Annotated in this window: 12 protein-coding genes and 3 pseudogenes; 7 read left to right on the top strand and 8 right to left on the bottom strand. The window is 68.2% G+C overall.

Features of this window, described 5'->3' with window-relative positions:
- Nucleotides 1–43: 43 nt before the first annotated feature.
- The 4 genes from MBEBAB_RS01615 (at nt 44) to MBEBAB_RS01600 (ending at nt 4,276) form a co-directional block, all read left to right on the top strand.
- Nucleotides 44–346 (top strand): BolA family protein, encoded by a 303-nt coding sequence (locus MBEBAB_RS01615; protein WP_021696175.1) that lies wholly within the window; start codon nt 44–46, stop codon nt 344–346.
- Nucleotides 347–420: 74 nt separating this feature from the next.
- A complete protein-coding gene (locus tag MBEBAB_RS01610; RefSeq protein ID WP_021696174.1) occupies nt 421–2,256 on the top strand; it encodes an ATP-binding protein in 1,836 nt (611 codons plus the stop codon).
- Between the two features lie 58 nt (nt 2,257–2,314).
- On the top strand, nt 2,315–3,256 hold the full coding sequence (locus tag MBEBAB_RS01605; protein WP_021696173.1) for a mechanosensitive ion channel family protein: 942 nt from the start codon (nt 2,315–2,317) through the stop codon (nt 3,254–3,256).
- A gap of 3 nt (nt 3,257–3,259) precedes the next feature.
- Nucleotides 3,260–4,276 (top strand): threonine aldolase family protein, encoded by a 1,017-nt coding sequence (locus MBEBAB_RS01600; protein WP_021696172.1) that lies wholly within the window; start codon nt 3,260–3,262, stop codon nt 4,274–4,276.
- Nucleotides 4,277–4,318: 42 nt separating this feature from the next.
- On the opposite strand, the pseudogene ald reads toward MBEBAB_RS01600, so the two are convergent.
- Nucleotides 4,319–5,433 (bottom strand): annotated as a pseudogene (ald, locus tag MBEBAB_RS01595) (alanine dehydrogenase).
- A 131-nt stretch (nt 5,434–5,564) separates the two neighbouring features.
- On the opposite strand from ald, the gene MBEBAB_RS01590 reads away from it, so the two are divergent.
- Both MBEBAB_RS01590 and MBEBAB_RS01585 read left to right on the top strand, forming a co-directional pair.
- Complete coding sequence (locus tag MBEBAB_RS01590) at nt 5,565–6,041, top strand: Lrp/AsnC family transcriptional regulator (RefSeq protein ID WP_021696170.1); 477 nt, start codon at nt 5,565–5,567, stop codon at nt 6,039–6,041.
- 32 nt (nt 6,042–6,073) lie between these two features.
- Nucleotides 6,074–6,481, top strand: a complete 408-nt coding sequence (locus MBEBAB_RS01585; protein ID WP_021696169.1) for a hypothetical protein — start codon at nt 6,074–6,076, stop codon at nt 6,479–6,481.
- Between the two features lies 1 nt (nt 6,482).
- Here MBEBAB_RS01585 and MBEBAB_RS01580 read toward each other — a convergent pair whose 3' ends face one another.
- The 7 genes and pseudogenes from MBEBAB_RS01580 to nepR form a co-directional block, all read right to left on the bottom strand.
- A complete protein-coding gene (locus MBEBAB_RS01580; protein ID WP_021696168.1) occupies nt 6,483–7,934 on the bottom strand; it encodes an NAD-dependent succinate-semialdehyde dehydrogenase in 1,452 nt (483 codons plus the stop codon).
- A gap of 63 nt (nt 7,935–7,997) precedes the next feature.
- Nucleotides 7,998–8,804, bottom strand: a complete 807-nt coding sequence (locus MBEBAB_RS18225; protein WP_306301974.1) for an MFS transporter — start codon at nt 8,802–8,804, stop codon at nt 7,998–8,000.
- Entirely contained in the window at nt 8,792–9,664 is an 873-nt protein-coding gene (locus MBEBAB_RS18220; protein ID WP_306301973.1) for an MFS transporter, read from the bottom strand. Before MBEBAB_RS18220 ends, MBEBAB_RS18225 begins: the two co-directional genes overlap by 13 nt.
- Nucleotides 9,665–9,794: 130 nt before the next feature.
- Nucleotides 9,795–9,932, bottom strand: coding sequence for an entericidin A/B family lipoprotein (locus tag MBEBAB_RS01570; RefSeq protein WP_021696166.1), 138 nt, complete (start codon nt 9,930–9,932; stop codon nt 9,795–9,797).
- A gap of 84 nt (nt 9,933–10,016) precedes the next feature.
- Nucleotides 10,017–11,744 carry a sensor histidine kinase PhyK gene (gene phyK / locus MBEBAB_RS01565; RefSeq protein WP_021696165.1) on the bottom strand — a complete coding sequence of 576 codons (1,728 nt, stop codon included), beginning with the start codon at nt 11,742–11,744 and terminating at the stop codon, nt 10,017–10,019.
- 4 nt (nt 11,745–11,748) lie between these two features.
- Nucleotides 11,749–12,359, bottom strand: a pseudogene (locus MBEBAB_RS01560) (sigma-70 family RNA polymerase sigma factor).
- Entirely contained in the window at nt 12,356–12,559 is a 204-nt protein-coding gene (gene nepR / locus MBEBAB_RS01555) for an anti-sigma T factor NepR (protein WP_021696163.1), read from the bottom strand. Before nepR ends, MBEBAB_RS01560 begins: the two are co-directional and overlap by 4 nt.
- Nucleotides 12,560–12,777: 218 nt before the next feature.
- On the opposite strand from nepR, the pseudogene phyR reads away from it, so the two are divergent.
- Nucleotides 12,778–13,571, top strand: a pseudogene (phyR, locus tag MBEBAB_RS01550) (anti-anti sigma factor/receiver protein PhyR).
- Nucleotides 13,572–13,627 lie beyond the last annotated feature (56 nt).

Below are 13,627 nucleotides of genomic sequence, written 5' to 3'. Positions count from 1 at the left end.
AGGTCCGAATTGGACGTCATCAAGGAAGCGCGGCGGAAAACCGATGAAAGAAGGCCCTGTTGCGACGATTATTCGCGAAAAACTGACTTTGGCCCTGTCTCCGGCCCGTCTGGAGATCGAGGATGACAGCGCCCGGCACGCGGGGCACCACCACGAGGGGGGCATCGACGCCCGCCCGGGCGGCGAGAGTCATCTGAATCTGGAGGTGGTCTCGGACGCCTTCGAGGGCAGGGGGCGGGTGGAGCGCCAGCGTATGATCAACGCGCTTCTGGCCGAGGAGCTGGCCGGGCCAGTCCATGCCCTCTCGATCCGTGCACGAACACCTTTGGAGGACGCGGGAAAATAGAAAATTCTCCGTTCACCCCCTCTTAGCGCTTCCAGCTTAGCGTTCGCGCCGGACTGTTCAGATGGGGACTGAATATGGTGGGACCGGCCCAGGGCGCTGACAGCGCGACGACGAGGACGCCGCAGACGCCGGGGCGCTCCCGTGAAGCCGCCAGCGTGCTGCAGAGCATCCTGGAGACCGGCAACCTGCGCTACTGGATCATCGCCAGCTGGGCCCTGGCCCTGGCCACGGCGGTGGGACCCGTTCTGGCCCTGGTCTGGTTCGTCATCACCATGACCGCCGGCTGGATTCGCGGCCGGGTCGAAAAGAAGGTCGCCGCCACCGGCCGCCGCGACTACAGCGCCACCTTCACCACCGTCGCCTTCCTGACCACCTTCGCCTGGGCCCTGGCTCCGGGGCTGGCCTGGTTCATGGGCGGACCCTACGGCCCTGCGATGGGCGTGGCCCTTCTGTGCGCGGGCTATGTGATGGTCTTCACCCAGATGCGCACCGCGCCGCGGCAGGCGCTCGTGATCTCCGCCCCCTACACCCTGCTCACCCTCGGCATTCTGATCTCCCTGTGGGGCAGCCCGGGCTTTCTGACCCTTCTGGCCGTGGCCCCGGTGCTGGGGTCCGCCATCCTCGTGCTGGTCATCATCACCATGATGAAGGAGCGCAAGATCGAGGCGTTTCAGGAGCACCAGGCCCATCTGATCGGCGAGCTGGAGACCGCGCGCGACAAGGCCGACGCCGCCAACGAGGCGAAGTCCAACTTCCTGGGCGTCATCTCCCACGAGCTGCGCACCCCCATGAACGGGGTCCTGGGCGCCGCCCAGCTGATGGGCGCCACCCGGCTGGATCAGACCCAGAAGGAATATCTGTCGATCATCCGCAACTCGGGCGACAATCTCCTGTCCCTGCTCAACGACATCCTCGACATGACCAAGATCGAGGCGGGCAAGATGACCTTCGAGGTGGTCGACGTCTCGCTGCAGGATCTGCACGAACGGGTCACCGGCCCCTTTACGGCCCAGGCCCAGGCCAAGGGCCTGAGCTTCGTTTCCGAATTCACCGGCGAAACCCCCGCCGTGGTCCGAGGCGACCCCTTGCGGGTCTGTCAGGTGATCCAGAATCTGTTGTCCAACGCGGTGAAGTTCACCGACGCGGGCGAGGTTCGCTACACCGTGCACAGCCAGCGGGTGGCCGATGACCGGGTCCGTTTCCGCTTTTCCGTCAAGGACAGCGGCCCGGGCATTTCCGAGGCGGATCTGGGCCGGCTGTTCCAGCCCTTCACCCAGCTGGACGGCTCCTCCACGCGCCGTTTCGGCGGCACCGGGCTGGGCCTGACCATCTGCCGGCGTCTGGCCAATATCATGGGCGGCGACATCGAGGTGGCCTCCGAGGTCGGCGAAGGCTCCACCTTCGCCTTCGTGGTGGAGGCCGAAGTGGCCCAGTGGTCCAGATCCGAAGCGGTCGAATCCATCGGCGCCGAGGTGGAGAACGGCCAGTCCCTGAAGGTGCTGGTGGTCGAGGATCATCCGGTCAACCGCATGATCCTGGAAGCCTGGATGGCCTCGTCCGGACACGTCACCGCCTCGGCCGAGCACGGCCAGATGGCGCTGGACGTCGCCTCGGCGGACCATTTCGACCTGATCGTCATGGACGTGAACATGCCGGTGATGGACGGTCTGACCGCCACCCGCGCCCTGCGCGAAAATACGGGTCCGAACCAGCAGACGCCCGTGGTGGTGCTGTCCGCCTCGGCGCGGACCGAGGATCATGAAGCCGGGATGGCGGCGGGCGCCGACGCCTATCTGAATAAACCTATTGATTTCAAGGTCCTGGCAGGCGTCATGGCAAGAGCTCGGGAAGGCCGCGACGCCGTGCGCGAGATCCAGAACTTCGTCCAGGGCGAGGCTGCCGCCGCCTGATCGCGGGAATCTGGCCCGGGCGGGTTCAAAAACCGCCTCATCGCGTTAAACCGGGCCCATGACCGACCTCCCCACGACCCTGGCCGCCGTCGCGGCCTCCTCCGATCAGGCCCTGGCGCTGGACGCCGCCCTGCTGGCCCGCGCCACCCAGATGGCGAGCGATCTGGCGGTGAACCTCACCATCGCCGCCCTGATCATCGTCGCCACCTGGTTCGGCTCCAAATGGGCCGCCGGCGCCGCGCGCCGCGCCCTGGGCCGGGTCCGGGGCCTGAGGGAAGACAAGACCGTCGAGGGCTTCATCGTCCAGGTGGTGCGCGTGGTCGTCATCTCCGTGGGCCTGATCGCGGTGCTGCAGCGTCTCGGCGTCCAGACCACCTCAATCATCGCCGTGCTGGGCGCCGCCTCCCTGGCCGTCGGTCTGGCCATGCAGGGCACCCTGTCCAATGTGGCGGCGGGCGTGCTGCTGCTGATGCTGCGGCCCTACCGGGTCGGCGATCTGGTGAGGATCGGGGACGCGACCGGCGTGGTGCAGAGGCTGGACCTGTTCACCACCCAGCTGACCGACGCCGACAACGTCAAGATCGTCGCCCCCAACAGCCAGGTGCTGGGCGACGTGATCCTGAACATCTCGGGGCAGGCCACGCGACGGGTGGCGATCGATTTCACCGTGTCCTACAGCGCCGATCTGAACGAGGCGCGCGAGGTGATCCGCTCCACCGCCGCCGCGCACGGCAAGGTGCTGGGCGACACCCCCGTGTGGACGGGCGTCACCGGCCTGCTGGACAGCGCGGTCCAGATCACCCTGCACGCCCATGTGCTGTCGGGCGACTGGTGGCAGACCCGGGCGGACCTGTTCCAGACGATCAAGGAGGCGCTGGACCAGGCCGGGATCGAGATTCCGTTCCCGCAGGCGGTCGAGTATTTCGGCGGCAATGTGGGCAAGGCGGCCGAACTGGACCAGTCGCCTCCCGACGCCCTCCTCCCGTCGAAAGGTCAGTAGGCCGTGCGCTATGATTTCGGGTCAGACAACACGGCGGGCATGGCGCCCGAAGCCCTGGCCGGGATCCAGGCGGCCAACGCGGGGTTCGCGCGCGCCTATGGAGCCGACGACGTCACGGCGCGGGCGGCGGACCTGATCCGTCAGCGCCTGGACGCCGACGCCGAGGTGCGGTTCGTCTTTTCCGGCACGGCGGCCAACGCCATCGCCCTGTCCATGCTGACCTTCCCGTTCGAGGCGGTGCTGGCCCATCACGCGGCCCATGTGTGCACCGACGAGACAGGCGCCCCGGGCTTCTTCGGCCAGGGGGTGGGCCTGATCGGCCTGCCGGGCTTCTCCGGCAAGATCGACCTCAAGGCCATGACCGCCATCCTGGACGAGCCGGAGGTGGGCCATCGTCAGCCGCCCGCCGCCCTGTCCGTGACCCAGGCCACCGAATACGGCGCGGTCTATACGGTCGATGAGCTGCGCGGCCTGATCGATCCCGTGAAGGCCAGGGGTTACGGCGTGCACATGGACGGCGCCCGTCTGGCCAATGCGGCGGCGGGCGGGTTTGACCTGACCCAGATCGCGCGGCTGGGGGTGGACGTTCTGGTGTTCGGCGGCGCCAAGGCGGGCGCGCCGTGCAGCGAGGCCATCGTCCTGTTCGACAAGAGCCTGGCGCGCCGCCTCGACAATCGGCTGAAACAGGCCGGACAGATGGCGTCCAAGGGGCGGTTCCAGGCCGCGCCCTTCCTCGGGCTGCTGGAAAGCGGCGCCTGGGAGGCGGGCGGCGCTCACGCCAATCTGATGGCCCGACGGCTGGCCGAGGGGATCGTCACCAACAGCCGCTTCGTCCTGGCCCACCCGGTGGAGGCCAATGCGGTGTTCGTGCGCATGCCGGCGGCCGCCCACCGTCGTCTCAACGAGGCGGGCTGGGCCTGTTACCGGTTCGACGACGGTTCGGTGCGTTTCGTCTGCTCGTGGGCCACGACCGAAGCGGCGGTGGACGAGCTGATCGCGGCGGTCCGGACGATCGGCTGAAGCCGTCGCCCCCTCCCGCGACGGGAGAGGGCGATCATGGCGTCAGTCCTTCCAGACGCCGTAGGGATCGACGTAGTCCATGCCCAGAGCCTCGGCCACGGCGGGGTAGGTGATCTTGCCGCCCAGCACGTTCAGGCCCCGCGCCAGGTGGGGATCCTTCTTGAGAGCATCCAGCCCGTGATCGGCCAGGGCCAGGCCGAAAGGCAGGGTGGCGTTGTTCAGGGCTTCCGAGGACGTGCGCGGGGCGCGCCCGGCATATTGGCCACGCAGTAGTGCACCACGCCGTCCACCTCATAGGTGGGATCCTCGTGGGTGGTCGGCCGGCTGGTTTCGAAACAGCCGCCCTGGTCGATGGCCACGTCCACCAGCACCGAGCCCGGCTTCATGCGCGACAGGTGCTCGCGCTTGATCAGCTTGGGCGCCGAGGCGCCGGGCACCAGCACCGCGCCGATGACCACGTCGGCCTTGAGGATCTCTTCCTCGATGGCGTTGATGGAGGAGAAGCGGGTGATGACGCGGCCCGAGGTGGCCTCGTCGATCTCGCGCATGCGGGGGATGGAGCGCTCCATCACCACCACCTCGGCGTTCAGACCCAGCGCCATGCGGGCCGAGTTCATGCCGACGACGCCGCCGCCCAGCACAACCACGCGGGCCGGCGACACGCCCGGCACGCCGCACAGCAGCAGACCCATGCCGCCGTTGTGCTTCAGCAGGGTCTCCGCCGCCGAGAACACGGCGATGCGCCCGGCCACCTCGGACATGGGCGCCAGCAGCGGCAGGCCGCCCTTGGAATCGGTGACCGTCTCATAGGCGATGGCGGCGCAGCCGGACTCCAGCAGCCCCTTGGTCTGATCGGGATCGGGCGCCAGGTGCAGATAGGTGAACAGGATCTGATCCGGCTTCAGGCGCGGCCATTCGGTCTTCTGGGGTTCCTTCACCTTCACGATCATCTGGGCCTGATCGAAGACCGCAGCGGCGTCCGGGACGATCCTGGCGCCGCACGCCTCATAGGCGTCGTCGGCGAAACCGGCGCCCAGGCCGGCGCCCTTCTCGATCAGGACCTCGTGACCCCGGGCGGCGTATTCGCGCACGGCGGTGGGGGTCAGGCCGATGCGGTGTTCGTTGGGCTTGATTTCCTTGGGCACGCCGACGCGCATGATGATCTCTCCCTGAGCATGGTCCCGGTGACGGGTTGGGGCGCAATCTACGCCCGGGCGGCGGGCAGGTTCCTGCTTCTTTTCGCCGCCTGATCCGCGTAAACATGCAGGATATTGCGTCAGGAGCCGCCATGAAGACCGTTTCCGCCGTTGAACTGGACGTCGTCGACCGCAAGATGCTGCGCACCCTGCAGGAGGACGGCCGCATCAGCAATGTGGACCTGGCCCGGGCGGTGAACCTGTCGGAGTCCGCTTGCCTGCGCCGCCTTCGGGCCATGGAGGCGGCGGGCGTCATCAGCCGCTACACCGCCATCATCAACGAGCGCGCCGTGGGTCTGCCCATCAGCGTCTTCGTCACCGTGACCCTGTCGTCCCAGTCCGAAAGCGCCCTGACCGCCTTCGAAACCGCCATCGCCACCGTGCCCGAGGTGGTGGAGTGCCACCTGATGACCGGCGGGTCTGACTATCTGCTGCGTCTGGTGGTTCGGGACGTAGACGACCTCGAGCGGGTCCACTCCAAGGAGCTGACCCGCATCCCCGGCGTGACGCGGGTGTCCTCGTCGGTGTCCATGCGCACGGTGGTCAAGCGCGGGGCCTTGCCCGTTTGACTCAATCAGGGGCCAGGAGGATGATTTCAGCCATGGGCTTTTCGGAATCTCCTGCTGTCTGGACGGATCGCGAGCCGACGCTCGACGAGGAGATCAGCCTGCTCGACGATGAAGACATCTTCGAGATGGCCAATCTCACCGAAGACCAGACCGGCGTGCCGGGCGTAATCATGATCTCGACAGCCATGGGATCCCACGGCCCGAGAGTAAAATATTTCCTGAAGCCTGGACGTCACCAACCGAGCTTCTCCGTCAATGTCGCCTCCGAACCCCGCGTGGTGGCGAACAGCCTTTCCGATCGGGATCTGAGCCGCATGGCGCAGTCCGTCATCGACTGGGTGCGCCTCAACCACGAAGCCCTGTCGCGCTTCTGGTGGGACGGGCCGGACTGGATGGAGCCCGAGGTTCGCGCCTTCATCGACGGCCTGAAGAAGGTCTGACCTATCTCAGGTTCAGGGTCACCGCCTTGATGTCCAGATACTCCTCGATGCCGTGGACCGAGCCCTCACGGCCGTAGCCGGACTGCTTGACCCCGCCGAAGGGAGCCACCGGCGTGGAGACCATGGCCGCGTTCACGCCGACGATGCCGTTCTCCAGCCGACGCGCCACACGCATGGCCCGGTCCAGATCGCGGGTGAAGACGAAGGAGGCCAGGCCGTAGGGGGTGGCGTTGGCCTTGTGCAGGACCTCGGCCTCGTCCTCGAACGGAAACACGGGGACCAGCGGCCCGAAGGTCTCTTCCTCGCGGAACAGGGCGTCGTCGCCACCGAGAGTCACGGTGGGCTCGAAGAAGCGACCGCCCAGCGCATGACGTGAGCCGCCGGTCAGCACCTTGCCGCCGGCCGCCTGGACCTTGGTCAGGTGGTCCTCGACCTTGTCCAGGGCCTTGTCCTCGATCAGCGGGCCGACCTTCACGTCCGGTTCGAAGGCGGCGCCGACCTTGAGCTTCGCCACCTCGGCGGCCAGCTGCTCCGCATAGGCCTCGGCGATGGAGGCGTGCACATAGACCCGGTTGGGGCAGACGCAGGTCTGACCGGAATTACGGAACTTGCCCTTGATGGTCTCGGCCACGGCCAGATCCAGGTCGGCGTCTTCGAACACGATCAGGGGCGCCGCGCCGCCCAGCTCCATGGACACCCGCTTCAACGTCGGGGCGCATTGCTCGGCCAGCTTGCGGCCCACGGGGGTGGAGCCGGTGAAGGACAGCTTGCGGATCAGGGGCGAGGCGGTCAGGACGCCGCCGATGGTGGCCGCATCGCCGGTGATGATCGACAGGGCGCCCTTGGGCAGGCCCGCCTCATAGGCCAGCTCGACCAGGGCGATGGCGGTGAAGGGGGTCTGGCTGGCGGGCTTGACCACCGCCGTGCAGCCCGCAGCGAAGGCCGGCCCCAGCTTCCGGGTCAGCATGGCGGCGGGGAAGTTCCAGGGCGTGATCAGGGCGCAGGGCCCCACCGCCTCCTTGAAGGTCACGATCAGATGTCCCAGCGGCGTGTCCTGGGTTTCGCCCAGGATGCGCTCGGCCTCGCCCGCCGACCATTTGATGAAGCCGTTGGCGTAGGCGATCTCGCCCCTGGCCTCGGTCAGGGTCTTGCCGTTCTCCAGCGCCATCAGGCCCGCGATGCCCTCGGCGTTCTCGTCGATCAGCGCGGCCCAGCGGCGCAGGAAGGCGGCGCGCGCGTGGGGGTCCGATCGCGACCAGTCTGCGAAGGCGTCGTGCGCGGCCTTGACGGCCCGCTCGGTCTCGGCCGCGCCCAGATCCGGCACATGGCCGATGATCTCGCCGGTGGCCGGATCGTCCACGGCGATGCCTTCCCCCTTCACCGGGATCGCCTCGCCCGCGATCAGGGCGTGTTCGCGGATCAGCGCGCGGCCGGCGGCCTTGGGGTCGGACATGGTGAAGCTCCTGACGACGGGGAGGGTGTCACAGACGAACGCAAACGGGCCGGACCGGCTGCATCACGTCTGGATGGAATCCAGATCACGGCCCTTGGTCTCCGGCAGCCAGATCAGGCTGACGATCACCGCCACGGCCGTGAACCCGACCGCATACCAGAGACCGAAATAGATGTCCCCGGACCAGGCCACCAAAGCGAAGCTGGCGGCGGGCAGCAGCCCCCCGACCCAGCCGGTGCCCACATGGTAGGGCAGGCTCATGGCCGTGTAGCGCACCCGGGTCGGGAACAGCTCCACCAGGGCGGCGGCCTGGGGGCCGTACAGCGCAGTGGCGGCGATGATGAACACCATCAGGATGCCGAAGACGGCGGGCAGGTTCATGCGATCCGGGTCGGCCCGTTCAGGATAGCCGGCCTCGATCAGGGCCCCGCGCACCCGCGCCTGCACATCGGCGCGGGCGGCGGCGACGCCCGCGGCGTCCAGGCTGGACGCCTCCAGTGACGGGATCAGCCGGTCGCCGATGCGGACCATGGCGGTGGTCCCTTCCGGCGCCGCCTCGTTGCGATAGCTGACGCCGGCGCCGGACAGCACGCCCTTGGCCAGGTCACAGGACGAGGCGAAGGCGGCCCGGCCCACGGGATCGAACTGCACCGCGCAGGTGGCCGGGTCGGCGATGATGGTCACCGGGGCGGACGCCTGGGCCTCGGCCAGGGCCGGATTGGCGGCCCGCGTCAGGGCCTGGAAACCCGGGAAGAAGGCCACCAGGGCCAGGATCATGCCGAACAGCATGACGGGCTTGCGGCCCACCCGGTCCGACAGCCAGCCGAAGAAGACATAGAGGAAGGCTGACACCACCGTCACGGCCAGCACCAGGCGTCCACCGTGGCCACCTCCACCTTCAGCACCCGCTCCATGAAGAAGCGCGTATAGAAATAGCCCGCATACCAGACCGCGCCCTGGGCGATCATGATGCCGAACAGGGCCAGCAGGACGAACCGGCCGTTGCGCCAGGTCAGGAACGACTCCTTGAACGGCGCGCGCTTTTCCGTGCTTTCGGCGGCCATGCGCTGGAAGGCCGGGCTTTCATGCAGCTTCATGCGGATCCACAGAGAGATCACCAGCAGGAAGGCCGACAGCAGGAAGGGGATGCGCCAGCCCCATTCATTGAACGCCTCGGCGCCCACGGTCAGGCGGGTGACGATGATCACCACCAGCGCCCCGATCAGGCCCAGCGCCGCGGTGGTCTGGATCCAGCCGGTCAGGAAGCCCCGCTTCTCGTTCGGCGAATGCTCGGCCACGAAGATGGCGGCCCCGCCGTACTCGCCGCCCAGGGCGAACCCCTGCAGGATGCGCATGGTGATCAGCAGGATCGGGGCGATGATGCCCGCCTGGCTGTAGTCGGGCAGAAGGCCGATGGCGACGGTGGCGACCCCCATCAGGGTGATGGTCACCAGAAAGGTGGTCTTGCGCCCCACCTGATCCCCGAACCAGCCGAACACCAGGGCGCCCAGCGGCCGGACCACGAACCCGACCCCGAAGGTCAGCAGCGCCAGGATGTAGGACGTCGCCTCCCCCACCTCGGCATAGAAATGCCGCGCGATGATCGCGGTCAGGGAGCCGAAGATGAAGAAGTCATACCATTCGAAGGCGGTGCCGGCGGCCGAGGCCCCGACGACGGTGCGCAGACCAGGGCCCCTGGCCGCCGGATCCCCCGAAACCTTTGCGTTCATGCGACGTCCCCCCGCCGCCTCTGCGGGCGGCCGGAAGGCAAGCTAGAGCGTGACGTCCCTGCGGTCCAGACACACGAAAGCCCCGCAGCCGGAGGCTGCGGGGCTCACGATGTTGTCAGGCTTCAGCCGTTCAGCAGGTCGCGCCTTCGGCGCAGTTCTCGACGGCCTGGCCGGCGGCCTGGGCGTCCTGACCAACGCCGGAAAGGGTGTTGCAGGCGGCGACGGTCATCAGGGCGGCGGCGGCCGCGAGGGCGAAAATCTTGCGCATGGTCTGGCTCCTATGGCTCCGGGGGCCGGAGCGTGACAGTGACGGCAGGCTAACGTCACGGAGCGCCCCGGTTCCGCGCCCCGATCAGTTCAGCGGCGCGCCATGCACCGACGGCGGCAAGGGATCGGGCCGCGGGAACGTCAGGCGCGCGATCATGCCGCCTTCGGGGCGCGCTTCAAACGCCGCCTCCCCGCGCAGCTGGCGCGCGAAGGCCGTCATCAGGGTGCGGCCGACCCCGCCCTCCAGGGTGGAGACGTCGGTGCCCGGCCCGTCGTCCTCGACCTCGAGGCGGCAGGTCGCGTCGTCAGCCGTGAACCGCACATGGAGCGTGCCGCCACGCCCGGCGAAAGCGTGCTTCTGGGCGTTGGATATGGCTTCGACCGCCCACAGGGCCAAGGGCGCCAGACGATCCGGATCAATGACCAGGGAGTCCGCCGTGACCTGGCTGGAGACCACCGGGCCGCGCCCGGATTCCGAGGCGACCAGCTGACCGGTCAGCTCCCGCAGGAAGTCCGCCAGATCGGCCTCCCGGATGTCGGGGCTCTGGTAGAGCGTGCGGTAGATCAGGGCCAGGGCGGAAATGCGCTGACGCGTATCGCCGACGGCCGCCCGCGCCGCCGGGTCGGTCAGGGCGCGCTGCTGCATGCTCAGCAGCGAGGAGATGATCTGCAGGTTGTTCTTCACCCGGTGGTGGATCTCGCGCATCAGCGCGTCCTTCTCCGCCAGGGATTCGGTCAGCGAAAGGTCACGCTCGCTGATGGCCTCGGCCATCTCGTCCAGGGTCCTCGCCAGGACGCGGATCTCGGCCGGCGCGTTTTCGGCCTGAACCGGGCGCACGGTGAAGCGTCCCTTGGCGTAGATGGAGGCGACGCGCTCCAGATAGTCCAGCCAGCGGATCACGATGCGGTCGGTGAAGATCATCACCGCCAGGAACGCCATCAGCCAGGCGGCCAGAGGCAGCAACAGCGTGCCCGTGGGATTCAGCTGCGCCCAGGACAGGAGCCCGGGATCAGGCGTGGAGAGCAGCACATAGACGTCCCGCCCCGCCAGGGCCGCGCCCGCATAGAGGCGGGATCGTCCCGACGCATCCCGCGCGTGGAACTCCACCGCACCCTCGCGGGCCCGGTCCACCCAGCCGGCCAGGGCGTTCTCGTCCCGGGTTTCGAAGGCCGCTGCGTCGGTGGCCGTGAGCAGGACGCCGGACGCATCCGTCAGAGCCACCTCCGTGCCCTCCGGCAACGACCGGTCGCTGACGTCCGGCTGCAGGGACGACAGGGGAATGATCGCCGCCAGAACGCCGTCGAAGGCGCCCATGGGCCGCTCCGAGCGCACTGCCGCCAGCAAGGCGGGTTCGGAGGCCAGCCGGTCCGGCGCCCGGGTCAGCACCACGGTCTCGCCGCTCTGTATCCGCGCGAACCAGGGCGTGTCGCGAACCGTCAGATCGCCCTGGACCGAGGTGGAGGCGCAGGCCACCCGGCCGGTGGGGGTGAACCGATAAAGGGCGTCATACCCGTCCAGTTCGGCCACCAGGGCCCGCAGGCGCGGCGCGCAGTAAAGACCGAGGGACTCAGGGCGCAGCACCTCCAGCAGCACCGTGGCGCTGTCCAGCCGCGCCTTGGCCGTGGCCGCGCTGCGCTCGGCGCCCAGCACCAGGTCATGACGCCGGTCCTCCGCTTCGCTCTGGAAGGCGGCCTGGGTCTGGATGGCGCTGAGAAGCAGGATCGGCAACAGGGCCACCGCCATGGCTGCGGCCAGGCGAAAGCGGATGCCCTGCGCCCTGTTGGTGGCGAAGCGCCGCCCCAGCCGGACCACCGGCCTAACCCTGCCGCTGCGTACTCAGCCGGTCCGCGTCGGCGAGAATGGAGCGCATGGCGTCGCCGGCGGCCTTGCCGTCGCGGGCGTAGCGCCCTGCTCCAGCGTCTGCTGCAGCGCCCGACGCGCGCGGCTGACCCGGCTTTTCACGGTGCCGACCGCGCAGTTGCAGATTTCGGCGGCCTCCTCGTAGGCGAAGCCGCCCGCCCCGACCAGCACCAGAGCCTCGCGCTGCTCTTCCGGCAGGCTGGCCAGCGCCAGGCGCAGTTCATCCAGGGCCACCGGCGCCTCGGGGTCGTCCACCGCCACGAGCGTGCGCTCGGCGGCCTCCTGGTCCAGTTGCGACTGGCGCCAGGACCGGCGCTTTTCTGAATAGAACTGGTTGCGCAGGATCATGAAGGTCCAGGCCTTCATGTTGGTGCCCATCTGATAGCTGGCGCGGGCGTCCCACGCCTTCATCATGGCGTCCTGGGCCAGATCATCGGCCGCCGTGGGGTCGCCGGCCAAGGTGCGGGCGAAGGCCCGCAGATGCGGAATCAGTGAAACAAGCTGGGTCTTGAAGGCTTCGTCGTCCGATGAGGGAGGTTTCGGAGCCGCAGAGCGTGCGCCCGTCATGAGTCGCCCTCGGCCTTCTTGTCGGCCCTGCGCAGGATGTCCAGAAACTCGTCGGGCACCGGTTCGTTGACCACCTGGTCGAACATGTGCCGAAGCTTGACCCCGATGGCCTGTTGGCGCAGGCGCGCCTCTTCCAGCCCGTCGTCCCCGTCTTCCGGCGGGGCCGGGGACCGGCGGGACTGGTTTGATTGATCGATCATGAAGCGCTTGCCGCCCGACTCTTGATGATGCGCACGCCTTCGCGTGTCAGTTCGGGACCGTCAACGTCCTCTCTGCCCAACGAGTTCCGGCATTAAGCCGATTTAATGCTCAAGCTTCTCCGGCTGGCGGGAACCGTTGCCGCGCGGATACGTTGGTCGGGATCACCGCCCGGCTCCGGCCGGGCCGGACGAACACCTTATGTCGGGGAAATCCAAGAATGAGCCTTCTGGCGAGACTCGCGCCTCATCTGCCCTATGTGCGCCGCTATGCGCGCGCCCTGACCGGCGATCAAAGCACCGGCGACAACTATGTCCGCGTGGCCCTTGAGGCGCTCGCAGCGGGTGAACAGCAGCTGCCCGCCGCCATGACGCCCCGGGTGGCGCTCTATCACGTCTTCCACACCATCTGGGTCGCCACCGCGCCCGGCTGGAGGACAAGAGCGGGATGGAAAGCGAAGACGACGCATCGCAGCGGCTGATGAAGATCGCGCCCAAGTCCCGTCAGGCCTTCCTGCTGACCGCGCTGGAAGGCTTCACGCCGTCCGAAGCGGCGCAGATCCTGGGCGCCGAGCTCAGCGACATTGAAAGCCTGATCGGCGACGCCCAGCGCGAAATCGACGCCGAACTGGCCACCGACGTGCTGATCATCGAGGACGAGCCGATCATTTCGGCCGACATCGAGTCCCTGGTCAAGGAGCTGGGCCATACGGTTTCGGCCACCGCCACCACCCACGACGAGGCGGTGGATGCGGTTTCCCGTCATCGCCCCGGCCTGGTTCTGGCCGACATCCAGCTGGCGGACGGGTCCTCGGGCATCGACGCGGTCAAGGACATCCTGAAGAGCATCAATGTCCCGGTGATCTTCATCACCGCCTTCCCGGAGCGTCTGCTGACAGGGGAGCGGCCCGAACCCACCTTCCTGATCACCAAGCCCTTCCAGCCGGAAACGGTGAAGGCGGCCATCAGCCAGGCCCTGTTCTTCCATCCGGCGCGCCAGACCGAAGCCGCCTGATCCAGACGACACGACCCGCAATTGGAAAGGCCCGGCGATCCGCCGGGCCTTTTTGT

The organism is Brevundimonas abyssalis TAR-001 (assembly GCF_000466985.1).
GTDB lineage: Bacteria > Pseudomonadota > Alphaproteobacteria > Caulobacterales > Caulobacteraceae > Brevundimonas > Brevundimonas abyssalis.
The sequence above is the reverse complement of the archived record's forward strand: the minus strand, read 5'-3'. Positions and strand labels throughout refer to the sequence as shown.

Coding starts and splice junctions, on each gene's coding strand:
- MBEBAB_RS01570 (WP_021696166.1), bottom strand. CDS start 9,932: ATGCGCAAGATTTTCGCCCTCGCGGCCGCCGCCGCCCTGATGACCGTC.
- MBEBAB_RS01585 (WP_021696169.1), top strand. CDS start 6,074: ATGGGCTTTTCGGAATCTCCTGCTGTCTGGACGGATCGCGAGCCGACG.
- MBEBAB_RS01590 (WP_021696170.1), top strand. CDS start 5,565: ATGAAGACCGTTTCCGCCGTTGAACTGGACGTCGTCGACCGCAAGATG.
- MBEBAB_RS01615 (WP_021696175.1), top strand. CDS start 44: ATGAAAGAAGGCCCTGTTGCGACGATTATTCGCGAAAAACTGACTTTG.
- MBEBAB_RS01605 (WP_021696173.1), top strand. CDS start 2,315: ATGACCGACCTCCCCACGACCCTGGCCGCCGTCGCGGCCTCCTCCGAT.
- MBEBAB_RS01610 (WP_021696174.1), top strand. CDS start 421: ATGGTGGGACCGGCCCAGGGCGCTGACAGCGCGACGACGAGGACGCCG.
- MBEBAB_RS18220 (WP_306301973.1), bottom strand. CDS start 9,664: ATGAACGCAAAGGTTTCGGGGGATCCGGCGGCCAGGGGCCCTGGTCTG.
- nepR (WP_021696163.1), bottom strand. CDS start 12,559: ATGATCGATCAATCAAACCAGTCCCGCCGGTCCCCGGCCCCGCCGGAA.
- MBEBAB_RS01580 (WP_021696168.1), bottom strand. CDS start 7,934: ATGTCCGACCCCAAGGCCGCCGGCCGCGCGCTGATCCGCGAACACGCC.